This is a genomic window from Nonomuraea sp. NPDC049750 (genome assembly GCF_040659625.1).
Lineage (GTDB): Bacteria > Actinomycetota > Actinomycetes > Streptosporangiales > Streptosporangiaceae > Nonomuraea.
In genome coordinates this window covers 166,372-192,188 of the sequence record NZ_JBFANB010000014.1, presented here as the reverse complement: position 1 = coordinate 192,188, position 25,817 = coordinate 166,372, and the positions used below count along the sequence as shown (strand labels likewise).

Below are 25,817 nucleotides of genomic sequence, written 5' to 3'. Positions count from 1 at the left end.
ATGAGCGACGAATCCAACCTTCTTGGCGATTACGTACGCGCCCGCCGGGAGCTCGTCACTCCTGACCAGGCCGGTATTCGCTCCGTGGGCGTACGGCGCGTGTCGGGCCTGCGCCGGGAGGAGGTCGCGATGCTCGCCGGCATCAGCGCCGACTACTACCTACGCCTGGAGCAGGGCCGCGACCGCAACCCCTCCGCGCAGGTCCTCGAGTCGCTCGCCCGCGTGCTGCTGCTCGACGACGACGCGACGGCCTACTTGCTACGCCTCGGGGCGGACAAGCCCCGGCGGCGTCGGCGGCGCTCCCGGAAGGAGACTGTCCCTCCGGGCGTCGCCAAGCTCGTCGACACGCTTGCGCTCCCCGCGTACGTGGAGGGCCGCTACTTCGACGTCCTCGCCGCCAACGCGCTGGCGACCGCTCTGTCACCGCGGCTCGTGGCGGGGGGCAACCGCCTGCGGGACGTGTTCCTCGACCCCGCCGAGCAGGCTCTCTACCCGGACTGGGAGGACGCCGCGCAGGGCATGGTAGCCGGCTTCCGCGAGTCCGTCGGCACCGACACGGACGACCCCCGATTCATCGAGCTCGTCGGCGAGCTCTCCCTCGCCAGCCCTCGCTTCAGCAGGCTCTGGGCCCGCCACGACGTGAACACGTGCGAAGGCACACCCAAGCACATCGACCACCCCCAGCTCGGTGGCCTGAGGCTGAACCGGGAGAGACTGGTCGTCAGCGGCGCGACAGGCCAGACACTGGTGGTCCTCCACCCGGACCCCGGCACCGACAGCGCCGACAAGCTGGCGCTCCTCGCGTCCGTCATGCGGACATGACCCCGACTGTGCCCAGTCGCTTGGCCGGGTGGAGGCGATGTCACTTTCCGCACAGGCGTCCTAAGCTTTCGGGAATCTGGGCAGAGGACGGTAGCACCAGCTTGTCCGTCCTCTGCGCTACCGTGCGTCTTGTTCCGTACTCGTGTGCGCGACGGTGAGGTCCTGGCATGGATGGAGGTGTTCTCTGTCGCACGCGCCACTGTTGACCGGGTGCTGGACCGCGAACATCCAATCACGCACCCGGAAGGTCAGTGACATGGCCGGCCACGCCGTCATCACCCCAGGGGTCCACGTCTGATGTACTTCATCCATCGCGACTGGGAAGCCGGGCCGCTGTGCAAGAGAGTCCAGCACGTGCCCGGCCCCACCGTCTTTGAGTGGTTTCGCGGCTTGTGGGAGCCGGACGGCCTCGACCGGGCGCACTCCGACCTGAACGACGCACCCTACGCGTTGGAATGGCTGAGGGAATGCGGCGACACCCCTCCTGAGGACATGGTCGAACTACGCCGCCGGATTCGGATGCAGCTGTGGGCCGACAATGAGCTGCACATCGATGCCCACAGCATCCGCATCAGCAGCATGGGCACGAATCTGGAGGAAGCGTTCTACTTCGTCGACGACGCCCGTGTCGCTGAGCAGCCGGACCGCTGGGCCTACCCCGTCCACCCCTCTTGGCCGCTGCCCGACGCCGTTGCTCCCGGCCCGACGCCGTTCGTCGCGCCCTTCCCCTGCGCGGAGCTCGCCGCCTCAACAGCTGGCGATGTTGGCACCACTTACTTGCTGTTCACTGCTCTAAATGCCAGGCACGACACCCTTGGCTGGGATCGGACTTACGCTTTTCCCGGTGTGCGACTGCCTCAACTCGGCGCCGCACTGCGCCGGCCCATCCAGAATCTGGACACCTGGCCCGGCCACCTCCTCGATCTCAGAGCATTGGTAGCCCCGGACGAAGACGGCATCGCACCTGCCCTCGAACGTCTCAACCGTTTTGCCGGCGAAGCCAGAGATGTCCCTGAGCCGCACGACCAGGCGCACCAGACGGCGCTGGAACACCTGCGCAGCTTCACCCCCGACAACGGTCGTCTGCCCGAGCGGACACTCATCCAGGTCGGCGAGCACCTGGCGCAGATGGCCCTTCACACGGACTTCAACGGCCATCGGCCCTGGTACATCTTCGACGACATCTGGGCCAGTGCCCACCCCGACCTGGCCGCCTCTCTTATCCACTACGCCTACCACTGGGATCCCGGCTGCACGCGTAAGCACGGGTGGATGATGCCCTGCGCGCACGAGGAGTACCTGGATCTCCACCTGCGTTGGGCAGACCGCGTTCGCGACTACGAGCCCTACGACGAACCGTTGGTGACCGAGCTGACCGGCTTGCGCAGCGTGGCTGAACTACGCCATCAAATCTTCCAGAACACCGGCACCGGCAAGCAGCGCCTCCTGCTGGTCCTCGATCAGGACCATCGGCGCGAGCTGTTCGGTGTCATCGGCGCCGTTCTGGGGCATCCGACCCCCGACGTCTGCGAACTCCGCTATATCCACCTGGTCGAACCCCGCCACCATGCGGAGCTGTCCGCTCGGCTGATCAAGGCGCTCTGCTTCGAACTGCGGAAAGAGGGCTACACCAGCCTCGTTCTCAGGCAACCCTCGACCGCGTTGTGCCAGAAGCGGCTGGGGCTGGTCACCTCGCGCGGCACGTCGCCCACCAGCCAAGTGATCCCCTTGACCGACATCCACCTACCCGAGGAGTACGCCTGGCGGGCGGATCCGTTCCTCCTCTGAATCCGACGAAGGACCGTCCGAGCGCGGCTCCTGCCGGGAGGGTAAGGTAGTGATCTTCGGCTGGCTCATGCTTCCGGAGCCCTCAAAGGCGTACGCCCATGAAGCACCTCTCTCAAACGCTCACCGGCCTTCGCCTCGACGCGGCGCTGAAGGGCGTGGCCACCACCTTTCGTGGCATGACCGCCCGCCCCGACGAGCACAACTGCGAGTGCCATTGGGGCAGCGCGGAAGACCTCGCTCGTCTGAAGGTGCCGGACGTGTGGCTGAGCCTCGACCTTCTGGGGCGCACCTTGAGGGCCACCGACTGGGATGACCATGGATCGGTGCTGCGCCGCATCCTGCCCCAGCTGGCGTCCGACCTCGTCGACGGTTACGTGGAGAATTTGTCCGGCATGGAGGAGGTTGGTCGCTCATTCGTTCGTGGTCAGTGGCGGGATTGGCCCGCGGAGCAGGTGTCGGCGATCTGGGCATTCCTGCACGCGTGGTGGACGTACAGCCTCACCACATCCGAGATCGCCGTGCCCGCGCATGAGGTGCTCGTGCTGTGCACCGAGGCGTCTGGCACGCTCGACCCGTGGCTGGCCGCTTGGGAGGCGGTGGCCCACCCCGTCGCCGACCAGCGCCTGGCTGAAGCGGTGGCCCACTGGGAGTCCGACCTGCCGGCAGACCGGCTCCCTTGGGACGCCTGGGATGAGGAGGAGGACAAGCGCGCCAAACTGTCCGCCTGGCTGGCCCGCCACGCCCCCGCGCGACTGCGAGCCTATGGCGCCCCGAGCAACTGGTTCACTGTGTACGACTGCTGACAGAGGGTCGTCCATCGGCGCCGGGTCGGACGGGACCGTCGCCATAATGGGCGAGCATAGCCGGTGACCTGGGCTGATCTCTCATTTCATGGACGCCGCGCTTTCCTGCGCTATAACGTCCCGTGTTATGGGGAGAGGCGAGCGCAAGGCATGGATCGACAAGCGCGCCGAAATCATGAGCCGTCCGGGCGCCGGAGCCGCTTACGAAGCCGCTCGGATCCGCTTCGAGCTGGGTGAGACCGTCTCAGGTGAGGCCGTCGAGGCGCCACCAGGTGCCTGAAGGCCAGGTGCGGCCGTTCCAGGCGCGGCGCTCGAGCGGTCGGGGATCGGGTTCGACTCGGCTCTGGCCGGCGTCGAAGATCATGGTCTGGCGGTGTTCGGCGTCGTAGGGTGCCCAGCCGGGCGCGGCACCCCGGGCGAAGTGCCCCCAGGTGTCGTGCAGTTCTGCCGACAGGGCCTGGTCGGCGGGTTCGGTGAGTGGGGTCGACTGCCAGATCATCGGTGCGTCCGCGCTGTGCCCGCCCCGTAGCAGCCTGCCCAGGGGAGTCGTGGCGGGTACCCCGGGAAAGGGGCCGTCGTAACGGGATCGCCACACCGGGGCGTGTCGCGCCTGCGCTTCGGCCAGCCGGGTTGTGGGGATGCCGTACCGCTCGTCGCTCAGGATGGCCAGGCCGAGCGCGGTGTCGTCGAGTTCGGGTCGGCTCTCGCGGTACGCGGCCAGCATCGTGTCCGCCTCGGCCGCGCCGAACAGCTCGGCCAGCACCCTCGGTGCCTGCTCGGCAGTACTGGCGTCCAGCATTTGGAAGGTGCCGCCCTCGTTCCCGCAGGTCTGGGCGAGCAGTGGGATACCGGCGGCGGCACCCGCGGCGATGGCGTCGATGGGCCTGCCGGACAGCACGGTCCCGTCGATGACGGGCCGCCAGATCCAGAGGGCCTTCGCTCCGGTGGCGATGGCGTCCTGCGCCGCGAGCATCTCGGCGGCGGGCACCTCGCGCACTCGGTCGGCGCTCACACCGAGCTCCCGAAGGAACCGTACGGTCACGGCCTTGGCCTGCGCCGGGGTGGCGACGTGGTCGCCGCCGCCGCTGCTGGACGCGGCCCGGTGGATCAGCCCTCGGGTGAGCGGGGTGGCCAGCAGGTTGGCCACGCTCTTGGCGCCGGCGGACAGCCCGTACAGGGTCACTCGCTCCGGGTCGCCGCCGAATGCCGCGATGTTCTCCCGTACCCAGCGCAACGCCTGAATTTGGTCGAGCAGTCCTGAGACGCTTGAGGAGTCGCCGATGTCGAGGAAGCCCAGGCTGCCCAGCCGGTAGTTGAAGCTGACCACGACGAGATCATGGGTGCGGGCGAAGAGCGCCCCGTCACCGTACATGTCGGTACCGTTGCCGGCGAGATAGCCACCTCCGTGCACCCACACCAGCACCGGCCTCAACCGGCCGTTCGGGGGAGGAGCCGCCACGTTCGCGTACAGGCAGTCCTCGTCCATGGCCGGCGCCGGTAGACCGGGCAGGACGGACTGCGTGGCCGCGTTTCCCGGCGCGGTGGCATCCCGCACTCCCTGCCAGGGCGCCGGTGGCTGCGGTGGCCGCAACCGGAGCTCGCCCACGGGGGGAGCGGCATAGGGGATCCCCTGCCAGACGAGCACATCACCGAGATCGACGCCACGGACCGTACCAGCACGAGTCTCAACAAGGGTCACGGCGACCTTCATAGCAGTCGACGAAGGGCCATCGGAAGTCGGCCCACCCCGCCGGCCGGTTGACGCAACCGAATGGTTGCCATAGTGTTGTGGCAACCGAATGGTTGCAACAGATGGAGGTGTGTCATGGGTTTTCCCGATCGCATCGAGCGCAGCATCAGCGTCGCCCACCCGCCCGCGAAGGTGTGGGAAGCGATCACGACGGCTGAGGGGTTGGGCACGTGGTTCGGTCACAAGGCGACCGTCGACCTGCGTGTCGGCGGCCTCGCCCAGCTGACCTTCGAGGGTGGCCACAACGCCTACCTGCGCATCGAGCGCCTTGAGCCGCCGCATGTGTTCGGCTACACGTGGGGCATCAACGGCCTGCCGGCCGAGGATCCGCGCCGTACCTATGTCGAGTTCACCCTTGAGCCGGAGGCCGAAGGGACCCGGCTCACCGTGGTCGAATCCGGCTTCGCGCAACTGCCCGACGACCTCTACTCCGGCGCGTACGGCGGCAACGTCAAGGGATGGCAGAGCGAGCTGGACGAGCTCGTCGAATACCTCGATGCCCGAGCGTGAGCCGGAGGCCGTCGCGGAAGAGGTCTTCGCCGCGCTGGCCGATCCCAGCCGGCGGAGCATCCTGGCCGCGCTCGCGTCCCGCGGGCCGGCCACAGCGACGGACCTGGCGGCCGGCCTGCCGATCACCCGGCAGGCGATCGCCAAGCACCTCGGCCTGCTCGCCGAGGCCGGGCTGGTCATCGCCGAGCCCGGCGAGCGGCGCCGCGTCCGCTACCGGCTCCAGTCAGCCCCCATCCAGGTTGCGCAGCAGTTTCTCGCCGCGCTGGCCCGTGACTGGGACTCCAGTCTCGACGCCCTCAGGCGGCATCTGGGTACGTGAGGGGCAGGGGGAGTCGTGACGACATCGGATCGTGTCGCGGGCGCCGGTGCCCGTGACTTGATCGCGTGGTAACGACAAGGAGAAGACAATGATCGATCACAAGACCGGAGCGCGTGAAGAGTGGCTCGCGGCCCGGCTGGAGCTGCTCGAGGCCGAGAAGGCCCTGACGCGGCAGGGTGACCAAGTGGCGCGGCAGCGGCAGGAGCTGCCCTGGGTCCGCGTCGACAAGGAGTACCGCTTCGAGACCGATGAGGGCACAGCGTCCCTCGCCGACCTCTTCGAGGGACGCTCGCAGCTGCTCATCTACCATTTCATGTTCGGGCCCGATTACCAGGCGGGATGTCCGTCCTGTTCGGCGATCGCGGACGGCTTCAACGGCTCCGTCGTCCACCTCGCCAACCACGACGTCACGCTGTGCGCGGTGTCGCAGGCCCCGCTCGCCAAGCTGCAGGCGTACAAGCGGCGGATGGGCTGGAGCTTCCCCTGGGCCTCATCGTTCGGAAGCGACTTCAACTACGACTTCCGGGTGACGCACACCAAGGAGGAGTGGCAGTCGGGGGTCGTCGAGTACAACTTCCGCTCGATGGACGTCCGGCCATCGGAGTCGGGTGAGGAGAATCCCATCCGCGTCGAGTTCGCGTCGAGCGTGGGGACGGACTGGCCGACGTACCGGCAGCAAGGGCCCGGTATGAGCGCGTTCGTGCTCGATGATGACGTCGTTTATCACACCTACTCGACGTACGAGCGCGGGGTGGACGGTCTCTGGGGCATGTTCCAGTGGCTCGACCGCGCGCCACTCGGCCGCAACGAGACCGGCTTCTGGTGGCGCCGCCATGACGAGTACGACAGCCAGTGATCACTGTCTGGCTTTGGCCGCGCGCCTCCATCCCGTCGCGGCCATGATCAGCAGGAGCGTCGCAAGGGCCGACCAATAGGCCGTGTACCGCAGGCTCGACGGTGGGTTGGTGAGCGCGGATGCCAAGCCCGGCAGGACGTAGATCGCCGCCGCCAACGCCCAGCGCGGGCTGCGCGCGACAGTGGTGGCCCACACCCCTGTCAAGAGCAGGACGCCTTCCATGCCCGCCCTGACCAGCTGCCAGGTCTCGCCGTACTCCACGAAACCGGGCGCGTAGGTGAGGACGAAGGCGGCCGCCGGGATCGCCAGCCACCACCACGGTCGCGTGCGCAGGCCGCGCGACCTCCTGCTGACCGCGAGGACCACGGCCCCGGCCGCCAGCAGGCCGTAGGGCGTCAACGAGACCCAGTTGTGGTACGCCGGGCCCAAGAACGGCGCCCATCCCGTCGCCTCGGTCCCGAGGAGCATGGCCCGGCCGGTCGAGAGCGCGACGGCCAAGGCCAAAGGCAGTGCCGCCCGCGCCCAGCCGCGCAGCAGCGCGACCACCAGCGCCGCCGACGTGGCCAGCCACCAGGGGGAGGCGTGGTCGGCGATGTTGTACGACAGATTGGCCAGGGCCAGCGTCAGGAGGCCGAGATGTACGCCGTCGGCCCACCATGGTGCGGGTCCCTCGGCGGCCTTGCGGGTCCTGGCCGCGAAGCCCGCCGTGACGAGGGCGGCCGTCTCCCGCGGCGAGGGGAGGCGGCGCGGCGAGTCGTTCATCAACGTGCCGAGGATCTCGGCGCCGTATTCGGCACGGTGACCGGAGGGGAAGGCCCGCAGGAACAGCCGGTACCAGCTTTCGGTGAACGCCTCGCTCATGCCCGTGCCGTCCCCAACGCCGGGGCGATCCGTCCCGTGACGACCCGGGCGGCCTGCTCCATCCGCGCCGCCTCCTTGATGACAGCCGCACGTCCGTCCTCGGTCAGCCGGTAGTAGCGGCGGGGGCGGCCCTGGACGGTCTCCTCGCGGTCCACGGCGATCAGTCCGTCGCCCGCCAACCGGTCCAGCGCGCCGTAAAGGGTGCCGACGGCGAGCCGCACCCGCCCACCGGACTGCTCCTCGGCCCGCTTGATGATCCCGTAGCCGTGCGAAGGCCCATCGAGTAACGCGGCCAGTACGAAGTACGTGGGCTCGCTCATCACTGGCGATCTTTTAACCATACGGGCGACGATATATCGGGCAGCGAAGTATGTGAAGCCTTGAAACCACCCAGATGGTGCCCGTGCGCGCGTAACGGCGCCCGGCGCCGTGCGGGTTCAGCGGCCGTATTCCTGGAGGTCCTGAGCCATGTGCGGCGGGTGGCGGTGGGGGCGGCTGTGCCGTACAAGAAGAGAAGGGTTTGTGCTTGTCGATTGGTCAGCCCTTGTCGCTGCCCTCGTTGGCGCCGCGGACGAAGCGGCGCTGGAATATCACGAAGATCACCGCCACCGGGATCGTCGCGAGCAGCGCCGCCCCCAGCTTGAGCGGGTACTGCGTGCCGCCTCCCAGCGACCCGCTGACCAGGTCGGCCAGCCCCCGGGGCAGCGTGAACAGCGCCGGGTTCTGGACGGCCACCAGCGTGTGCGGGAACTCGTTCCACGCGCTCTGGAACGAGATGATCGTCAGCGTGATCAGCGCAGGCCGCGCCATCGGCAGCACTACCGACCAGAACGTGCGGAACGCGCCCGCCCCGTCGATCCGGGCCGCCTCCTCCACGCCCGCCGGGATCGAGTCGAAGAACTGCTTCATGATGAACACCCCCGCCGCGTCCACGAGGACCGGCAGGATCAACGCCAGATAGCTGTCATACATCCCCAACTGCTTGAGGACCAGAAATTTCGGGATAAAGAGGACTACGCCCGGAACGGCCATCACCGCGATGATCGCCCCGAAGAGCGCCGCCCGCCCGCGGAACCTCAGCCTGGACAGCGCGTACCCGGCCAGCGAGTCGAGGAACACCCGCCCGACCGTCAGCACGAGCGTCACCAGCAGCGAGTTGCCCAGCCACACCGGCATGTCGGTGCCGCTGAACACTCGCTCGAACCCCGCCAGCGTCAGCGGCTGCGGGATGGGCGACAGCGGTGAGGCGGCCGCGTCCGGCTCGGTCTTGAACGAGTTCGCGATCTGGATGACGAACGGGTAGATGAACACCAGCGCGAAGAAGATCAGGATCGCGTAGCCGGTGAAGGTGCTCGCGAGCCTGCGCACCCCACCCCCCGCCGTCCTGTCCCGAATCGGGAGCGTCACGAGATCCTCCTCTCCCGCATAACGCGCCGCTGGAACAGCGTCAGCAGCACGATGATGAGGAACAGCACGAACGAGATCGCCGTCCCAGCCCCGTAGTCGAAGTCCCGGAACGCCGTCCGGTACGACAGGAACGCCGGGGTCAGCGTGGTCTTGGCCGGAGCGCCCTTGCTCATGACGTAGATCTGGTCGAACACCTGCCAGCTCCCGATCGTCCCGAGCGTCAGCACCAGGAACATCGTCGGCCTGAGCATCGGCAGCGTCACGTACCGGAAGCGCTGCCACCGCCCCGCGCCGTCGAGCACGGCCGCCTCCTCCAGCGTCACCGGGATGTCCTGCAACGCCGCCAGGAACATCAGCATGAACGTGCCCGACGTCGTCCACACCACTAGCGCGATGATCGCGCACATCGCCACGCTCGGCCCGGACAGCCACTCCCACCACGACAGGCCGAACGGTCCCGCCCCGGCGAGCGCCGCCGGCGGCGTGTCCATGCCGAGCAGCAGGTGGATGACCCCTCTGGCGTCGGAGAACCACTGCGGCCCCTGGATGCCGAAGAAACCGAGCAGCTGCGTGAGCGCCCCGGAGTTGCTGAAGATGAACAGGAACACCACGCTGATCGCCACCGAGCTGGTGACCGACGGGAAGTAGAACGCGCTCCTGAAGAACGACTTGCCCTTGAGCAGGCGGCTGTTCACGATCAGGGCCAGGCCCAGCGCCAGCGCCGTCTGCAGCGGTACGACGATCGCCACGTAGTAGGCGTTGTTCCGGACGCTGATCATGAAGTTCTCGCGGGCCAGGTCGTCACGGGTGAACAGGCGGCCGTAGTTCTCCAGCCCGACGAACGGCACGCCGCTCTTGAACGGGCTGCCCTGGCCGTTCCACGAGGTGAGGCTGACCCACATCGCCATCAGGATCGGCAGCAGCAGGAACACCCCGAGGATCACCACGACCGGCGCGACGAACAGCCACCCCGTCACGTCGTCCTTGGCCCGGCTGCGGCGCATCACTCGCCCAGCGCGGACTGCGTGTTCTTCTGCAGTCTGGCCAGCAGCGCCTTCGGGTCCTGCGAGGTGAGCTGCTGGAGCCCGGCGTCGAAGTCGGACAGGACGCTGTCCATCTTGGCGGCGTTGACCGGGCCCTGGGCGTAGGCGGCGCCGTCCACGAACGCCGTGTCCGCGGGGAACTCCTTGACGTAGGCGTCCTTGGCCGACTGCCGCGACGGCATGACCCCGAACGCCTTGGCGAACGCGAGCTGCTGGTCGGCCTTGGTCATCGCCTCGACGAAGGCGATCGCGGCCGTCTTGTTGGCGCTCTTGGCCGCGATGCCCCAGCAGTTCGTGAACGACAGCGTGCCCTGCTTGGCCCCGGCGGGCAGCGGGTGGGCCGTGTAGTGGATGTCGGGGTAGTCGGCCTTCAGCGCGCCCTTGATCCAGTTGCCCTCGATCGTCATCGCGGCCTTGCCCTTGCCGAACGCCTCACCGGCCCACTCCGCGCCGAGCTGCTTGGGGGACTGGGCCAGCTTGTCCTTGAGCAGGGTCTTGACGTACTCCAGGGCCTTGAGGTTCTCCGGGCTGTCGCCGGTGGCCTGCTTGCCGTCGGCGCTGGTGATCCAGCCGCCCGCCTGCACCATGAACGCGCCGATCCGGTCGCGGGTGTCGCCGATCGCCAGCGGGGTGATGCCCTTGGCCTTGAGCTTGCCGGCCGCCTCGGTGAGCTGTTCCCACGTGGTCGGCACGTCGGCCGCCGCCAGGCCCGCCTTCTTCCACAGGCCGTCGTTGACGATCAGCGCCAGCGTGGAGAAGTCCTTCGGCGCGCAGTAGAACTTGCCGTCCCGGGTGAAGGTGGTGCGCAGGCTCGGGTAGAAGTCGTCCGGGTTCGAGATCTTGTCCCCGTACGGCTCCAGCGCGCCGACACTGGCGTAGTCGGCGAACCGCGAGGCGTCCACATAGAAGACGTCGGGCGGGGTGCCGCCGGCGAACGCCTGGCCGAGCTGCTGGTGGATGTCCTGCGCCGGGGTGACCGTGGCCTGGTTGCCGCTCGCCTTCGCCCACGCGTCCGCGGCCTGCTTGACCGCCGTCGTCTCCGGGTCGCCGGAGGAGGCGATGAGGATCTTCAGCGAGGCCGGGCCGCTGCTCTGCGGCGCGGCCGACGGCTTGTCCTCGAAGCCGCTGCCGCACGCGGTCGCGGCCAGCGCCAGTACGGCGAGCGTCGCCAGGGGGAGGTGTTTCATCGCGTTTCCTTTCACGCTGTACGCCGGATGACCAGGGAGGGTTGAAGCAGTACGTGATCCGGCTTGTCCGGGCTGTCGTCTTCGAGGAGCCGGGTCAGCACGCGGACACAGCGCACGGCGGCGTCCGACAGCGGCTGGCTCAGGCTGGTCAGGCCGATCGCGGCCGCCACGGGCGTGTCGTCGAACCCGATCACGGGCACCGGCCCGGCCTGCATGGCGCCCAGGGCGACGGAGTCGCTCACGCACACCAGGGCGGTGGCGCCGGCGGCGATCAGCTCCCGCGCCGCAGTCTCACCCTCGGCCGCCGACCCATCGGTCCGCCGCTCCAGGACGCCCGCCTCGCCATCTTTTGTGCGCGCTTCGGAGTTTTTCGCGCGCGGCGTCAGGCTCGCGGCTTCGAGTGCCCGGGCCCAGCCGCTCCTGCGGTCGTCGCCCACGCCGGAGCCCTCTGGCCAGCCGATGAAACCGATCCGCCCGTGACCCGCGTCGAGCAGGTGCCGGGTGGCGGCGGCCGTACCGGCCGCGCCGTCGACGTCCACCCACGGATGGTCGCCGCCCTCCGGCATGCCCCACGGCCGCCCGAACGTGACGAACGCCAGCTCCCGCTCGGCCAGCCACGAGGTGCGCACATCGCCGTAATGGGTGCCGGTCAGGACGAACGCATCCGGTTCGTACGCCCCGAGCAGGTCGTCGAACGTGGCGATCTCCGACTGGTCATCGTCGGCCGAGTAGAGGATCACCCGATACCCCGCCTTGGCCGCCGACTCGGTCAGCCCGTGCAGGAACCGGTCGAACACGTTCATGCCATCCTGGGTCTGCTCGATCCGGACGGCCAGGAGCCGTGACCGGCCGGTCCGCATGCGGCGCGCGGCCTGGTTCACCCGGTAGCTGAGCTCCTCGACCGCCTGCCGTACGCGCTCACGCGTCTCCTCGCGGACGAGGTCGGGGGAGTTCAGGACGTTCGAGACGGTCTGCCGGGAGACGTTGGCACGCCGCGCGACGTCGGCGATCGTCACCTTTTCGGGCATCATGTCGCTTTCTAATGGTTTGAACGTTCAAACGGCGGTATGGCAGGATTGGATCGTTCAAGTAAACGGAGTGTTACGAACTATCTCCCTTGGATGATTCGCCTGTCAAGATTTTGGGGGCCGCTCGTGCTCGACCAAGCCACGCACCGCCTGCAACCGCTGCTGCACGACCTCGTCAGCACCGTCCTGGCACCGACGACCGCGCTGAGCGGGACCGACGGGCAGATCAGGGCGGCCGGGGTGCAGGGCCTCTTCCATGCGGACGCGAGGGCGTTGTCGCAGGTGAAGCTGGCCGTGGACGGCAGGGAACCGGAGGCGGTGGGGCACGCGGCGCAGGCCGCCGGCCGTACCAGGTTCGTGTCGCTGGTCCGCTGGCTGGGCGACCCGATCGCCGACCCCACGGTCCGCGTCGACCGTACCCGCGAGGTCGCGCCCGGACGGATGGCGGAGCTCATCGAGATCGCCTCCACCGCCACCCGCCCGGTGACGGCCACCGTCACCCTCGACCTGAGCTGCGACTTCGCCCCGATCGAGCTGGTGAAGTCCGGCGGCAGCGCCCCTCCGGCCGCCGTCACGCCCGCCTCGTCAACCGATGGCGCTTGCCTGGAGTGGCGGTCCGGCCGCATCCGCGTACGGGCGACCGCCGAGAACGCCACGGCCGAGCCGGAGACCGAAGGGCGGTTTCGGTGGGAGGTCGCGCTGGCGCCCGGCGAGCGCGTCACGCTGCGGTGGGCCGTCGTGATCGACGACCCCGAGGCGGTGGTGACCGCGCCGGTCAAGCCGCTGGAGTGGAACGTCCCGCAGGTGACGGCCGACGACGCCCGCCTCGTACGGCTGGCGGCCCGCTCGCTCGAAGACCTGCGCTCCCTCCGGCTGGCCGAGACCGGTGAGCCGGGTGACACGTTCCTGGGGGCGGGGGTGCCGTGGTTCCTGACGCTGTTCGGGCGCGACAGCCTCTGGGCCGCCAGGATGCTCCTGCCCCTGGGCACCGACCTGGCGGCGAGCACTCTGCGCGTACTGGCCAGACGACAGGGCACCCACGTCGGCCCGGCCACCGGTGAGGCGCCCGGCAAGATCATGCATGAGCTGCGCCGCCACGAGCACAGCGGCGGCGACCTGCGGCTGCCCGCCGCCTACTACGGCACCATCGACGCCACCCCGCTCTGGATCGGCCTGCTGCACGACGCCTGGCGCTGGGGCATGCCCACCGCCCAGATCGAGCCCCTGCTCCCCGCTCTGGAGGCGGCGCTCGGCTGGCTCGGCGACCACGCGGACCCGGACGGGGACGGCTTCCTGGAGTACATCGACTCCACCGGCCACGGCCTGGCCAACCAGGGGTGGAAGGACTCGGGCGACGCCGTTCGCTTCCGCGACGGCCGCCAGGCGGAGCCGCCCATCGCGCTGGCCGAGGTCCAGGGGTACGCCTGCGCCGCCGCCCACCAGGGGGCCGCCCTGCTGACGGCGTTCGGGCGGAAGGGGGCTGAGCGGTGGCTGGACTACGCGGGCACGATGGCCGACCGCTTCCGCGCCCGCTTCTGGGTCACCCACCCCGCGCCTGCCACCGAGCGGGGGAGTGGTCATCTCGCGCCTGGGGGAAGTGGCCATCCCACGTCGGTCAGGAGCTGGGAGAGCGGTCCTCCCGCGTCGGTGGCGGGCCGGGAGAGCGGTTTTCCCGCGCTGGCCCTTGACCGCGACAAACGGCCGGTCGACTCGCTGACCAGCAACATCGGCCACCTCCTCGGCACCGGACTGCTGTCGCCGGGGGAGGAGGCGAGGGTGGCGGAGCTGCTGGGCACCCCGGCGATGTCCGGCGCCTTCGGGCTGCGGACGATGTCGGCGGACGACGGCGCGTTCAGCCCGCTGTCCTACCACTGCGGGTCCGTCTGGTCGCACGACACCGCCATCGTCATCGCCGGACTCGCCAGGACCGGTCATGGCCGGCTGGCGGCGGAGCTGGCGCGGGGCCTGCTGACGGCGGCGGAGGGCTTCGACTACCGCCTGCCCGAGCTGCACGCGGGCGACGACCGGGACACGGTCGGCCAGCCGGTGGCCTACCCGGCCGCCTGCCGTCCCCAGGCGTGGTCGGCCGCCGCAGCCGTGACGCTGCTGCACACGGCTGTGGGCCTGTATCCGGACGTACCGGGTGGCAAGGTCCTGGTGCGTCCTCTGGCGGGGGCCCCGCTCGGCGCGGTCGCGGTGCGCGGCCTGCGGGTGGCGGGCGCCGACGTGACCGTGTCGATCGACCGGGCAGGCGGAGTCCAGGTAACGGGCCTCCCACCTGGCCTGTCGGTCGAGGTGGCCGACCCCGAACTGTCGGTCGAAGTCACCGAGCCCGGCCTGCCGGTCAGGGGGCTGTGAGGGGGCAGTGGGCCTTGAGGGGTCGGTGGGGCTGCGGTTCCCTCGCCGACCGGCGGCTGCGTCCGGTCCGGCCGCGTCCTTGACGGTCAGTGGGCCCAGAGGGGCCAGTGGGCCAGAGAGTCAGGGGGCCGGGAGGACGGAGAGCTCTGCGAGGTGGGCTCGCGGTGGGGCGGTGAGGGCCGTCAGGACCATGGAGGCGACCGCGGCCGGGGGTAGGCACCGGTCGGGGTCGTACGACGAGCCGAAGTCGGTCCGGACCTTGCGCAGCAGTTCGGTGGCCGTGGCCCCCGGGTAGATCGTGGTGACCCGGATGCCATGGGGCTGTTCCTCGTCCCGTACGGCGTCGCCCAGCTCGCGCAGTGCCGCCTTGCTGGCCGCGTAGGCAGGCCAGCCGGTGGGGCTCAGACCGGGCGCGGCGTTGATGAGGACCACCCGGCCGCGGCTCCTGCGCAGGGCGGGCAGGAGGAGGCGCAGCAGTTCGGCGGCCGAGGCGACGTTGACGTTCAACGTGTCGCGCCACAGCTCCACCGTGCTGTCCGCGGTCGTCGTCACCTCGGCGATGGCCGCGCAGTGTACAAACCCGTCCAACTCCCCGATGGGCGGCAGCGCGGCGGCCAGCGTCTCCGGCCGGGCCAGGTCCGCCACGATGGCGATGACACTGCCGGGGGTGAAACCGGCGGGCGTTACATCGAGGTGCGTGATGGTGGTGGGCCTGACCTCGGCGGGAGTGACCTCGGCGGGTGTGACCGTGGGGGTGGCCGCTGCGGGGGCGCTCCCGGCAGCGGCGACGGCGGCGGACGGTACGGCCGGGGTCATGATCTCCGGCCACGGGAGATTCGCCGCGACCGGGGTGATCTCGCCCAGCCCTGCGATCCCATCCATGGCATCAGGCCCGGCGATCCGGTCCGTGCCGTCAGGTCCGGTGACCTCGTCCATGGCATTGGGCCCGGCCGGTCGGTCCACGGTGGCGAGTTCGCCCGATGTGGCGAGTCCGCCCGATGTGGCGAGTTCGCCTGAGGCGGCGAGTTCGCTCAGGCGGGCCGGGTCGCGTACCAGGGCCAGGACCCGGTAGCCCGCGTCCAGCAGCGTCGTGGCGATGGCCGAGCCGATGCCGCCCGTCGCCCCTGTCAATAAGATCGTCCCAGCACGGGTCATGATCAGAGCGTGGCAGAGGCGCGGGCCGTACGTCTATTAGCTCTTGATCGTGTAGCTGTCGCCGTACACCTTCCAGGTCAGCGGCGGATTCAGGTCGAGGTTGCCGTTCTTGAGGAAGACCCGCTGCTCGGTGTCGACGCGGGTGGTGTCCTCGTGCGCCTCCTCGGCCTTCATCGCGGCCTTTCGGGCGTCCAGGAACGCGTTGAGGTACGTCGTCTCGTTGCCGCCCTGCGCGGGGGTCTTGGCCTTGGACATCGCGGTCTTCCTGATGCCGCCGAAGCTCAGCTTGTCGGTGCCGGGGCCGTGCATGACGATCGCGTCGTAGTAGATGAACTGGCCCAGCGCCCGCAGTCCGTCCGTCTTGGCCTGGCTGACCGACGGGTTGAAGTAGACGCGGTCGCGCTCGTCGTTCTGCGCCGTCTGGAAGGCGGTGTCCTTGGCGGCGGTCTTCCAGTCCTTGGTGAAGTTCGGGTCGAGGCCCGCGTGCGAGTCGCTGCCGTTGACCTTGCGGAGGGCGGGGAGGTACTTGGCCAGGACATTGCCCGGCTTGCGGTTGGTGTAGAGCTCGACGAGCGCCAGCATGTCGCTGGTGCCGGAGCAGAATCCGATGATCCCGGCCGTGTAGCCGCGGCCGTCGTCGATGTCCTCGATGTAGCCGTACTGGGACTTCCAGTCGAGCGTGGAGTTCTCGGCACTGGACACCAGCTGCATGGCGATGTCCTTCTTGTGCGGATCGGTGAGGTCGACCGCGGCCTGGCTGGTGCCCGTGAGCGCGAGAGTGGTGGCTAAGGTGACCAGTGTGACGAGAGTGGTTCGGAGCAACGTGATCTCCTGCTCTTCGTTAGGAAAGCTTCCTAACGAACCATACTCACAGGAGTCAACGTTCGGGGCTTTTGTTGTGAAATTGGGCCCCTTATCGGCGTAGTGCGGCGAGTTGCTGCTCGAACGGCACGACATCCAGCTCCGGCTCCGGCTGGCGGCCCGGCCCTCGGCGCGGCCTGCTGCTGACCGTGTCGCCGACCGTGTCGCCGAGCGCGTCGCCGAGCGCGGTCCCAGTGGGTGCCGGCGTACGGCTGCTCAGCAGGTCGGCCAGTTCGGTCGCGGCGCGGTCGATCCGCTCCGCCAGGCCGTCCGCGAAGTCGTCACCGCCGCCGCCCCAGTCCTCCGACGCCGCGTAGACGCCGGTCGGCGCCACCATGGCCCTCAGGTACGCGAACAGCGGCCGCAGCGCGTGGTCCAATACCAGCGAGTGCCGTGGCGTACCACCGGTGGCCCCGATGAGCGTCGGCTTGCCCGCCAGCGCGGTGGGCTCCACGACGTCGAAGAACGACTTGAACAGGCCGCTGTAGGAGGCGCTGAAGACGGGCGTGACCGCGATCAGGCCGTCGGCCTCCGTCACCGCCTCGATCGCCGCGCGCAGCCGGGCGCCGGGGAAGCCGGTGACGAAGTTGTTCGCGATGTCGACCGCGAGATCACGCAACTCGATCACCCGCACAGTCACCTCAGTCGGCCGCTCGGCGAGTCGCCGCACGGTCGCCTCCGTCAGGCGGTCGGCGAGCAGGCGGGTGGACGACGGCTGGGTCAGACCCGCCGTGACGACGACGAGCTTCATGGACACTCCTCCGATCTTCTCCATGTCAGGCGGTCAGACGGTCGCGGGTGGTGTGGACGGGACCGTCGGGCACGTCGGCGGGCCGGTTCGCCGCGAACTCCCGGCGCAGCACCGGCACGACCTCCTCCCCGAGGATGTCGAGCTGCTCCAGGACCGTCTTCAGCGGCAGCCCCGCGTGGTCCATCAGGAACAACTGCCGCTGATAGTCACCGAACGACTCCCTGAACGTCAGCGTCCGGTCGATGACCTGCTGCGGGCTGCCCACCGTGAGCGGCGTCTCCTCGGTGAACTCCTCCAGCGACGGGCCGTGCCCGTACACGGGGGCGTTGTCGAAGTACGGGCGGAACTCGCGCACCGCGTCCTGCGAGTTCTTCCGCATGAACACCTGCCCGCCGAGCCCCACGATGGCCTGCTCCGGCGTGCCGTGCCCGTAATGGGCGTACCGCTGGCGGTAGAGGGTGATCAGCCGGATGAAGTGCTCCTTCGGCCAGAAGATGTTGTTGGCGAAGAACCCGTCACCGTAGTAGGCGGCCTGCTCGGCGATCTCCGGGCTGCGGATCGAGCCGTGCCACACGAAGGGCGGCACCCCGTTCAGCGGCCGGGGCGTGGCCGTGAAACCCTGCAGCGGCGTGCGGAAACGGCCCTCCCAGTCGACGACGTCCTCGCGCCAGAGCCGGTGGAGCAGCGCGTAGTTCTCGACGGCCAGCGGGATGCCCTGCCGGATGTCCTGCCCGAACCACGGGTAGACGGGCCCGGTGTTGCCCCGGCCCAGCATCAGGTCGACCCGGCCGTCGGACAGGTGCTGCAGCATCGCGAAGTCCTCGGCGATCTTGACCGGGTCGTTGGTCGTGATCAGCGTCGTGGCCGTGGACAGCGTGAGCCGCTCGGTCTTGGCCGCGATGTAGCCCAGCATGGTGGTGGGGGAGGACGGCACGAACGGCGGGTTGTGATGCTCGCCGGTCGCGAACACGTCCAGCCCCACCTCCTCGGCCTTGACCGCGATGGCCACCATCGCCTTGATGCGCTCATGCTCCGTCGGCGTCCTGCCGGTGGTGGGGTCCGTGGTCACGTCGCCCACGCTGAAGATCCCGAACTGCATATCGTTCATCTCCTCTTACTATTGAAAGTTCAACGACCACCCAAGCAGCGGACGGTCCGAGGTTATTCCGCGCGGGTCAGCCTTGGAGGGCGTTGATCTCCAGCGGCCCGAGGATCCGCTTCGGCGCACCCTGGGCCGCGACGGTGATCATGGCCCGGCCGATCCGCTCGGTCGTGGTCACCGCCGTGGGGAAGAGCAGCCGCAGTATCGGGTAGAAGGGCGCCGTCACCACGTACGCCAGCCGATACCAGGTCGTCCGCGAGGTGACGCCGTGCATGGGCTGGATGTAGCCGGGCCGGAACACGTACGCCTTGAACGGCAGGGCCAGCAGCGCGTTCTCTGTCTGGCCCTTGACCCGGGCCCACATCGCCCGCCCGTGCGCGTCGGTGCCCACCCCGGACACGTAGACGAACGCCGAGCCGGGGTTGAGCCTGGCCAGCGTCTCGCCGGCCGCCAGCGTGAAGCCGTACGTGACGCGCCGGTAGTCCTTCTCGCTCATGCCCGCCGAGGAGACACCGAGGCAGAAGAAGCACGCGTCGTAGCCGGACAACTCGGCCTCGATCGGCGTGAGGTCGAGCAGATCCGGATGCGCGAGCTCGCGCAGCTTGTCATGGGCATGCCCGGTGGGGGTGCGGCCGACCGTGAGCACGGCCGTCACCCGGTCGTCGGCCAGGCACTCCCGGAGTACGCCCTGCCCGACCATGCCGGTGGCGCCGAAGATGATGACTTTCATGCGAATTCCGTTCCCAGCCCGAATGCTATCGGCCGGCCGGAGCCAGACCGGCAGTGGTCAGGGGCCGGTCCGGCCGCGGTCAAACGGTGGCCAGAAGGTAGCCAGGCGCTGTGCCCATCCCGTGACCTGGTATTTCCGCTATTAACCTGGCTCGTGGCGGCGGAGCTGGCTAGCGTGGCAGGATTGTCGATGCGTCAGACTGCCACAGTTTCCGATCTAGGAGCGTATATGCCGAATGCTCGGAATATTGACGACCTGACCGAAATTCCAGGTTGGGAGACTCGTCAGTCCGGGCCGACAGCGCTGCGGATATTGGTGGGGAGGCAACTACGCCGGCTGCGCGAGTCGCGGGAGATCACGCGTGAAGCCGCGGGATACGCCATCCGGGGTTCGCATTCCAAAATCAGCCGCCTGGAATGCGGGCGGACCAGTTTCAAGCTGCGCGACGTGGCCGACCTGCTCACCCTCTACGGCGTGGTCGAGGAGGCCGAGCGCGAGGCCGTGCTCTCGCTGACCAAGCAGGCCAACGCGCCCGGCTGGTGGCACGAATACCGCGATGTGGTGCCCGACTGGTTCGAGGACTACCTCGGGCTGGAGCAGGACGCGGCGATGATCCGTACGTACGAGGTCCAATACGTCCCCGGCCTGCTCCAGACCGAGGACTACGCCCGCGCGGTGATCACCTGCGGACACCCGGGCTGCCCGCCCGAGGCGATCGAGCGCCGGCTCGCGCTCCGGACGCGCCGCCGGCGGATCCTGTCGCGGCCCATGGCGCCCAAGCTCTGGGTGGTGCTGGACGAGGCGGCCCTGCGCCGGCGGGTCGGAGACGGCGCCACGATGCGCGGGCAACTCGAGCACCTCAAGGAGATGGCGAAGCTGCCGCACGTCACCATCCAGGTGCTTCCGTTCAGCTACTGCGGTCACATCGGCGGGGTCGGTCCGATCACCATGCTGCGCTTCGCCCAGGCCGAGCTCGACGACGTGGTCTACCTCGAGCAGATCGCCAGCGCGCAATATCTCACCAGGGCATCCGACGTGCACCCGTACCAGCACCTGATGGACGAGCTGGGCATCCACGCGCAGCCGTCGGCCGCGACCCCGAGGATCATCAACAAGATCATCGAGGAGATCGACGAGGAGATCGACGGCGCCTCGTAGGGCTACGGCTTGCGGGCCACGGCGCAGAACGCGTCCACCTCGTCGGGCACGCCGAACACCGAGGACTCCACCCGCCACCGGGAGACGGAGACGACGCCCGGATCCACCAGCTCCAGGCTGTCGAAGAACCGGGCGATCTCGTCCGGGGTGCGCAGGCGGTAGGAGTATGACTGCTCCTCGTCGTGGAGCCGTCCGGCCTCCGCGGCCGCGTCGGGCTTGACGGTGTTCGTACCGTCTTCGAACACCAGGTAGCTGCCCGACGGCAGGGCGTCCAGCAGTTGCCGGGTCAGCGCGTGCGCCTGGTCGTCGTCGAAGATCGTGCCCATCACGCCGAGGAGCATGAGCGCGGTCGGCCGGCTGAAGTCCAGCGTCTTGGCGGCGAACTCCAGGATGGCGGCCGGCTCGCGCACATCGGCCTCGATGTAGTCGCAGGCGCCCCGAGGGTCGCTGGCCAGCAGCGCCTGGGCGTGCACCAGCACCAGGGGATCGTTGTCGACATAGACGATGCGGCAGGACGGGTCCACCCGCTGGGCGACCTCATGGGTGTTGTCGACCGTCGGCAGCCCGGTGCCGATGTCCAGGAATTGCCGGATGCCGGCGTCCTCTGCCAGATAGCGGACGGCGCGGCCCAGGAACGCGCGGGCGTGGCGGGCGATATCCTCCATTCCCGGATAGATCTGCCGGAGTTGCTCTGCGTGCTCGCGATCTACCGGGTAGTTGTCCTTTCCGCCCAGCCAATAGTTCCACACCCGGGCCTGATGCGGCTTGTCGGCGTCGATCTTGGAGGGGAGTGCGGGATCGTTGTCGAAGGATTCATCCGCCACGACATCGTCTCCTCTTTTGTCGCTTATATATATCTAAGCTGAGTGTCCTGGCGTCTCGTCGCGCTGTCACGCCTTAAAGCGGGATCTCCTAACCTTCCAGATAAAAGTTGCCGCTTAAGACAGATGTCTGGTTGGCGCTTTCTGCCCAGAACCGTGCGCAGATGAACTGATCTTGACTGATTCTCGGGGGTTGGCGCAACTGTCACACGCCGCGCGGGGCACTCAGTCAGGTGCCGCCGGGCCCGCGGGCCCGGCGGCACAACCCGTACTCCAGAGAAGCGACGCTCAATTCTGGCGGATCAGTGAGGCGAGGATGTCGATGCCGATCGGGATCGCCTCCTCCACCACGTCGAAGTTCGCGCTGTGGTGCGGCCCGGGGCTGGCGCCGCCGATCATCAGGTACGCGCCCTTGCCCCCGCGCCGCTGCACATGCCGGATCAGCAGGTTCGCGTCGTCGCTCCCGGCGAACGCCTGGGTCCTGATCACCTCCGCCACCTCGGGCAGCGCACCGGCCACCTCGACGATGCGGTCGATCACCTCGTCGTCAGGGGACACGGTCGAGGACTGGCCCATCACGGCCAGCGTCACCTCGACGCCCTGCGTGCGGGCGGCTCCTTCCACGACGGCCCGGATCCGGTCCACCAACTCGTCGACGACCTCGTCATCGGTGGCGCGCGCCTCGCAGGTCAGCACCGCCGCGGACGGCACGATGTTCACTCCCTCGCCGGCGACGAGCGTGCCGACGTTGAGCCGGGTGTCCGCGGAGCTGAAGCGCGGGATCGCCATGATCCCCAGTGCGGCCATGGCGGCGGCGAGCAGCGCGTTGCGGCCCGTCTCCGGCGAACCGGCGGCGTGGGAGGCCCTGCCGGTGAAGTCGACCTTCAGCTTGCGGGTGGCCATGCCGCCGGTGAAGCTGCCCACGACCGAGCCCAGGGCCAGTTCGCCCGCCATGTGCACGGCGAGCATGGTGTCGATCGGGTCTGCGGCCCCGGCGTCGATCATCGTCTGCGCGCCCCGTACGCCCTCTTCCGCGGGCTGGAACAGGATCCGCAGGGAGCCGGCGAAGTCGCGGTCGGCGAGACGGTGCAGCAGGCCCACGCCCATGGCCACGTTCGCGTCATGGCCGCACGCGTGCATCGCGCCGTTCGTCGCGGCGAAGCCGTTCGCGACCGGGAAGTGAGCGGGATCGTCTGATTCGCGCATCGGCAGCGCGTCGATGTCGATCCGCAGGCCCCATCGGGGGCCCGGCCGGTCGCCGGCCAGATCGACGACCATCGCGGTGCCGTTCTCCCGGAAGTATCTGGCGCTTTCGGCGGGAACGCCGGACGCGACCGCGCGAGCCTCCCACTCGTCGAGCGTTTGCGGTGACGGGTAGTTCACGACGGGGGAGAGGTCGTGGGCGTCCTTCCCGGTCAGGACGCGCACCGGCAGGCCGTCGATGGCCTGTTTGATCCGGGCCGCTGTCCCGATCTCCACGAACGCGGGTTCCGGATTGCGGTGCACTTCTCGCCGAAGCGCCCTGAGCTGCTCGAAGTCCACAAGACTCCTTCTCGCCACGATGATCGACGGCCGGGCGGCCGCCTCGCTCAGGCTAGGGAAGGCACCGCGGAGCGGGGTCGATCGCGCGCGATTCTGCACGAAACACCAAATTTCCGAGCATGGTCCGCACGAAGTCGCGTCGAGCTAGTCCTCGAATACCGGCTGACCGCCGACCGGCACGTAACGCAGGCGCCGGCTGTCGAGGTCGAGGATGTAGCCGGTGCGCTTGGCGATCCTTGGCACGATCCATCGGTCCTTGATCGGCGCCTTCGGGAACAGCGAGGCCAGCTTGCCCTCGATCTCGTCCAGCTCCTGGAGATCGCGCAACCAGAGGAAGACCGCCAGATTGGTGGCGCCGGTCACCGACGCGCACATCCGTACATTCTCCAGCGACCGGAGCATGGAGACGAGGCGCTCCAGCTCGGAATGCTGGACGTCGAGCCACAGCACCGCCGCGGCCGACCAGCCCATGAGGGTGTGCGCGAAGTCGACGCGCCATCTGACCCAGTCCGCGGCGAGCAGCGTGTCGATGTCCCGGGAGATCACCGAGATCGAACGGCCCAGCTCTCGCTGCATGTCGGCGGCCGTCCGGCGTACGTCCGTGCTGAGCGCGGTGATCACGTCGCGGTGGATGGGCTTGCGGTGTTCGGGTGGTTCGGACGGCCGGAGCAGGCGCAACGCCTCGACCTGCTGGTCGGACAGCGCGTTGAGCCGCCAGCCCGATCCTTCGAGGAAGATCCGCCGCAGATAGTGCGTCTGGGTGCCGACGATGCCGGGGATCACGGCGATGTGCTCATCGATGTAACGGTCCATGGACAGCAGGGTGTGCGTCGAGACCATGATGTAGAGATCGCGGGGACCCGAGGTGCAGTGCACGCTGAAAATGGGTCCCTGTCGGCCGAGTTCGGCGATCACGTCGACGCGTCGGCCGGGGGCGCACCGGATCTCGACCAGAGCCGAGATCTCTCGCCCATGGGACCGCTGCCCGTCGGCCTCGAAGCAACTCGTCCACACCTGCCGCTCGTGGGTGAGCGCCGACCAGCGACGAGAAATCGTCGAAGGATCAACCCTAAGAATCCTCCCCAGTTGCGCCCAAGTGACCCGAGGGTGGATCTGGAGCGCGTTGATGATCTGAAAGTCCAGCCCGTCCACCATCCGTCCATCATGCAGGAAAGGCCAGGTCCCCCCCCACGATCGGGCACCTCCGCAGATGTCACCACAAGATCAAGTAAGCATCGTGTGCCGGTAACACGCGGGAAACCTGCGGTAGGCGGCCTTTCCGGAAGGATCGTGCACCCGACCCGCCTTATCCCTCAATTCCGTGCAAAATGGGTCGCGAAAACCCGCCACGTAGCACGCAGAACCTAAGCTCACGCCATTCCTTTCGCGGTTGGACCTGGAGGATTGGTGTATCGCAAATCGATTCTTGCGCTGTCGGTGACGGCCGCGGTCGCGCTGGGCGCGGTCGGCTGTGGTGCCGGTGGGGGAACCACCGACACCATCAACATGTCGCTGAACACCGATCCGGCGACCTTCGACCCGGCGCTCGCCAAGGGCGGCGACGACTTCACCGTGGCGCGCCTGCTGTTCGACACAGTGGTACGCAAAGACGCGGGCAACACCCTCGCGGGCGGGATCGCGTCCTCGTGGACCGCCGAGGACGCCGCGCACTACACGCTCACCATCCGCAGCGGGCTCAACTGCTCGGACGGTTCGCCGATCACGCCGACCGTGGTGGCGGCCTCACTGACGCGGTTCGCGGCCAAGGAGACGAGCTCCTCGGGCCGTACGCTGGCCCTGGGCGGGGCCACCGCGACGTTCACCCCCGATGACAAGGCGGGCACGGTGAAAGCCGAGTTGTCGGCTCCGTGGTCCGACTTCCTCACCGGGCTCACCCTGCCGCAGGCCGGGATCGTGTGCCCGGCGGGCCTGAAGGACACCAAGGGGCTCGCGGCGGGCAAGGTCGCCGGCGCGTTCTCCGGCCCCTACTCCCTGACGGCCTCGCAGCCGGCGGTGTCCTACCAGCTGTCGCTGCGCGAGGGCTACGCGGCCTGGCCGAAGTTCGCCAAGCCGCTGACGGGCGAGGCCGCCAAGCAGGTGATCCTCACGCCGATCACCGACTACGCGACGATCGCCACCCAGTTGCTGGCCGGCAGCCTGGACGTCGGGACGGTCAGCGACGAGAACGTGGCCCGCTTCGACGGCAACAAGGGGTTCACCTCGTCGGTCGCCTCGAACACCACGACGTACCTGCTGTTCAACGAGCGTCCGGGGACGGTGTTCGCGGACAAGCCGGAACTGCGCACCGCGGTGGCCCAGGCCATCGACGCCCAGGCCTTCAGCGACATCATCAGCGGCAAGCGCGGCAGCACGATCCTGTCGGTCGGGTCGGCCAAGCTGGCCTGCGTCAACACCGACAAGTCGCTGCTGGTCGCCCAGGATGCCGCCGCCGCCGGCAAGAAGCTGACCGGGGTCCGCTTCCGCATCGTCGGCACCACCCTGCTGCAGAGCGGCAACGACTACATCGCCGAGGCGCTGCGCAACGCCGGCGCCACCGTGACCGTCGACTCCCTCGACAACGCCAACTGGGCCACGCTGACCACGGCCGGCGGCAAGGACTGGGACATCAACGTCCAGGGCGACAACAACCAGCTGGGCGTCCTCACCTCCTCCCTGCTGCGGGTGATGGGCCCGGCCACCGAGGACGGCGGCCGCAACAAGACGGGCGAGCCCAACAAGGAGGGGTACGGCTTCGTCACCAAGGCGATGAGCGAGATCGACCGTAACGCGCAGTGCTCGGCCCTGCAGTCCGCGCAGAAGTCGTTCCTGGAGCGGGTCGACGCGATCCCGCTGGCGACCCTGCCCGCCACCACGGTCGCCGCCGCCGGGTTCGACATCCGGACCTTCGACGACTACCTCGACCCCGCCACGCTCCGCATCGTCAAATAAGCAAACAGCCGGAAGG

Annotated in this window: 24 protein-coding genes; 9 read left to right on the top strand and 15 right to left on the bottom strand. The window is 68.8% G+C overall.

The window, feature by feature from the left end; translation table 11 throughout:
* From AB0J16_RS32260 to AB0J16_RS32250, 3 genes are all read left to right on the top strand, one after another.
* Complete coding sequence (locus AB0J16_RS32260) at positions 1–822, top strand: helix-turn-helix transcriptional regulator (protein WP_358546148.1); 822 nt, start codon at positions 1–3, stop codon at positions 820–822.
* A gap of 297 nt (positions 823–1,119) precedes the next feature.
* On the top strand, positions 1,120–2,610 hold the full coding sequence (locus AB0J16_RS32255) for a hypothetical protein (RefSeq protein WP_358546146.1): 1,491 nt from the start codon (positions 1,120–1,122) through the stop codon (positions 2,608–2,610).
* A 98-nt stretch (positions 2,611–2,708) separates the two neighbouring features.
* Positions 2,709–3,413: a hypothetical protein gene (locus AB0J16_RS32250; protein WP_358546143.1), complete on the top strand. Its 705-nt coding sequence runs from the start codon at positions 2,709–2,711 to the stop codon at positions 3,411–3,413.
* 244 nt (positions 3,414–3,657) lie between these two features.
* Here the strand turns inward: AB0J16_RS32250 and AB0J16_RS32245 are convergent, their stop codons facing one another.
* Entirely contained in the window at positions 3,658–5,112 is a 1,455-nt protein-coding gene (locus AB0J16_RS32245; protein WP_358546141.1) for a carboxylesterase family protein, read from the bottom strand.
* A 126-nt stretch (positions 5,113–5,238) separates the two neighbouring features.
* On the opposite strand from AB0J16_RS32245, the gene AB0J16_RS32240 reads away from it, so the two are divergent.
* From AB0J16_RS32240 to AB0J16_RS32230, 3 genes are all read left to right on the top strand, one after another.
* The gene (locus tag AB0J16_RS32240) at positions 5,239–5,673 is read left to right on the top strand and encodes an SRPBCC domain-containing protein (protein ID WP_358546138.1); all 435 of its coding nucleotides are present in this window, start codon (positions 5,239–5,241) and stop codon (positions 5,671–5,673) included.
* The gene (locus AB0J16_RS32235; protein ID WP_358187549.1) at positions 5,660–5,992 is read left to right on the top strand and encodes a metalloregulator ArsR/SmtB family transcription factor; all 333 of its coding nucleotides are present in this window, start codon (positions 5,660–5,662) and stop codon (positions 5,990–5,992) included. The genes AB0J16_RS32240 and AB0J16_RS32235 overlap by 14 nt, the downstream gene beginning before the upstream one ends.
* 88 nt (positions 5,993–6,080) lie before the next feature.
* Positions 6,081–6,848 carry a DUF899 domain-containing protein gene (locus AB0J16_RS32230; protein WP_358546136.1) on the top strand — a complete coding sequence of 256 codons (768 nt, stop codon included), beginning with the start codon at positions 6,081–6,083 and terminating at the stop codon, positions 6,846–6,848.
* Here the strand turns inward: AB0J16_RS32230 and AB0J16_RS32225 are convergent, their stop codons facing one another.
* The 6 genes from AB0J16_RS32225 to AB0J16_RS32200 form a co-directional block, all read right to left on the bottom strand.
* Positions 6,849–7,709, bottom strand: a complete 861-nt coding sequence (locus tag AB0J16_RS32225) for a hypothetical protein (RefSeq protein ID WP_358546134.1) — start codon at positions 7,707–7,709, stop codon at positions 6,849–6,851.
* Positions 7,706–8,029: a PadR family transcriptional regulator gene (locus tag AB0J16_RS32220; protein ID WP_358546131.1), complete on the bottom strand. Its 324-nt coding sequence runs from the start codon at positions 8,027–8,029 to the stop codon at positions 7,706–7,708. The genes AB0J16_RS32225 and AB0J16_RS32220 overlap by 4 nt, the downstream gene beginning before the upstream one ends.
* Before the next feature lie 217 nt (positions 8,030–8,246).
* A complete protein-coding gene (locus tag AB0J16_RS32215) occupies positions 8,247–9,116 on the bottom strand; it encodes a carbohydrate ABC transporter permease (RefSeq protein ID WP_358546128.1) in 870 nt (289 codons plus the stop codon).
* Positions 9,113–10,120, bottom strand: a complete 1,008-nt coding sequence (locus AB0J16_RS32210) for a sugar ABC transporter permease (protein WP_358546409.1) — start codon at positions 10,118–10,120, stop codon at positions 9,113–9,115. Before AB0J16_RS32210 ends, AB0J16_RS32215 begins: the two co-directional genes overlap by 4 nt.
* Positions 10,120–11,346 (bottom strand): extracellular solute-binding protein, encoded by a 1,227-nt coding sequence (locus AB0J16_RS32205; RefSeq protein WP_358546125.1) that lies wholly within the window; start codon positions 11,344–11,346, stop codon positions 10,120–10,122. Before AB0J16_RS32205 ends, AB0J16_RS32210 begins: the two co-directional genes overlap by 1 nt.
* Before the next feature lie 11 nt (positions 11,347–11,357).
* Complete coding sequence (locus AB0J16_RS32200) at positions 11,358–12,377, bottom strand: LacI family DNA-binding transcriptional regulator (protein WP_358546123.1); 1,020 nt, start codon at positions 12,375–12,377, stop codon at positions 11,358–11,360.
* A 123-nt stretch (positions 12,378–12,500) separates the two neighbouring features.
* Between AB0J16_RS32200 and AB0J16_RS32195 the strand changes: the two genes are divergently transcribed.
* Positions 12,501–14,732 (top strand): glycogen debranching N-terminal domain-containing protein, encoded by a 2,232-nt coding sequence (locus AB0J16_RS32195; protein ID WP_358546121.1) that lies wholly within the window; start codon positions 12,501–12,503, stop codon positions 14,730–14,732.
* A 120-nt stretch (positions 14,733–14,852) separates the two neighbouring features.
* Here the strand turns inward: AB0J16_RS32195 and AB0J16_RS32190 are convergent, their stop codons facing one another.
* From AB0J16_RS32190 to AB0J16_RS32170, 5 genes are all read right to left on the bottom strand, one after another.
* Positions 14,853–15,887, bottom strand: a complete 1,035-nt coding sequence (locus AB0J16_RS32190; protein ID WP_358546118.1) for an SDR family NAD(P)-dependent oxidoreductase — start codon at positions 15,885–15,887, stop codon at positions 14,853–14,855.
* 36 nt (positions 15,888–15,923) lie between these two features.
* Positions 15,924–16,709 (bottom strand): chitosanase, encoded by a 786-nt coding sequence (locus AB0J16_RS32185; RefSeq protein ID WP_358546116.1) that lies wholly within the window; start codon positions 16,707–16,709, stop codon positions 15,924–15,926.
* 91 nt (positions 16,710–16,800) lie between these two features.
* Positions 16,801–17,499 (bottom strand): FMN reductase, encoded by a 699-nt coding sequence (locus AB0J16_RS32180; RefSeq protein WP_358546113.1) that lies wholly within the window; start codon positions 17,497–17,499, stop codon positions 16,801–16,803.
* Between the two features lie 25 nt (positions 17,500–17,524).
* A complete protein-coding gene (locus AB0J16_RS32175) occupies positions 17,525–18,598 on the bottom strand; it encodes an LLM class flavin-dependent oxidoreductase (RefSeq protein ID WP_358546406.1) in 1,074 nt (357 codons plus the stop codon).
* 76 nt (positions 18,599–18,674) lie between these two features.
* Positions 18,675–19,331 (bottom strand): NAD-dependent epimerase/dehydratase family protein, encoded by a 657-nt coding sequence (locus AB0J16_RS32170; RefSeq protein WP_358546111.1) that lies wholly within the window; start codon positions 19,329–19,331, stop codon positions 18,675–18,677.
* A 228-nt stretch (positions 19,332–19,559) separates the two neighbouring features.
* Between AB0J16_RS32170 and AB0J16_RS32165 the strand changes: the two genes are divergently transcribed.
* Positions 19,560–20,489, top strand: a complete 930-nt coding sequence (locus AB0J16_RS32165; RefSeq protein ID WP_358546109.1) for a helix-turn-helix transcriptional regulator — start codon at positions 19,560–19,562, stop codon at positions 20,487–20,489.
* 2 nt (positions 20,490–20,491) lie between these two features.
* Here the strand turns inward: AB0J16_RS32165 and AB0J16_RS32160 are convergent, their stop codons facing one another.
* The 3 genes from AB0J16_RS32160 to AB0J16_RS32150 all read right to left on the bottom strand — a co-directional run bounded on the left by AB0J16_RS32160 (position 20,492) and on the right by AB0J16_RS32150 (position 24,007).
* Complete coding sequence (locus tag AB0J16_RS32160) at positions 20,492–21,313, bottom strand: SAM-dependent methyltransferase (RefSeq protein ID WP_358546107.1); 822 nt, start codon at positions 21,311–21,313, stop codon at positions 20,492–20,494.
* A 285-nt stretch (positions 21,314–21,598) separates the two neighbouring features.
* Complete coding sequence (locus tag AB0J16_RS32155; RefSeq protein WP_358546104.1) at positions 21,599–22,852, bottom strand: amidohydrolase; 1,254 nt, start codon at positions 22,850–22,852, stop codon at positions 21,599–21,601.
* A gap of 144 nt (positions 22,853–22,996) precedes the next feature.
* Positions 22,997–24,007 (bottom strand): Lrp/AsnC family transcriptional regulator, encoded by a 1,011-nt coding sequence (locus AB0J16_RS32150; RefSeq protein ID WP_358546102.1) that lies wholly within the window; start codon positions 24,005–24,007, stop codon positions 22,997–22,999.
* 252 nt (positions 24,008–24,259) lie between these two features.
* Here AB0J16_RS32150 and AB0J16_RS32145 point away from each other — a divergent pair, with 252 nt between their 5' ends.
* Positions 24,260–25,801, top strand: a complete 1,542-nt coding sequence (locus AB0J16_RS32145; protein WP_358546099.1) for an ABC transporter substrate-binding protein — start codon at positions 24,260–24,262, stop codon at positions 25,799–25,801.
* Positions 25,802–25,817 lie beyond the last annotated feature (16 nt).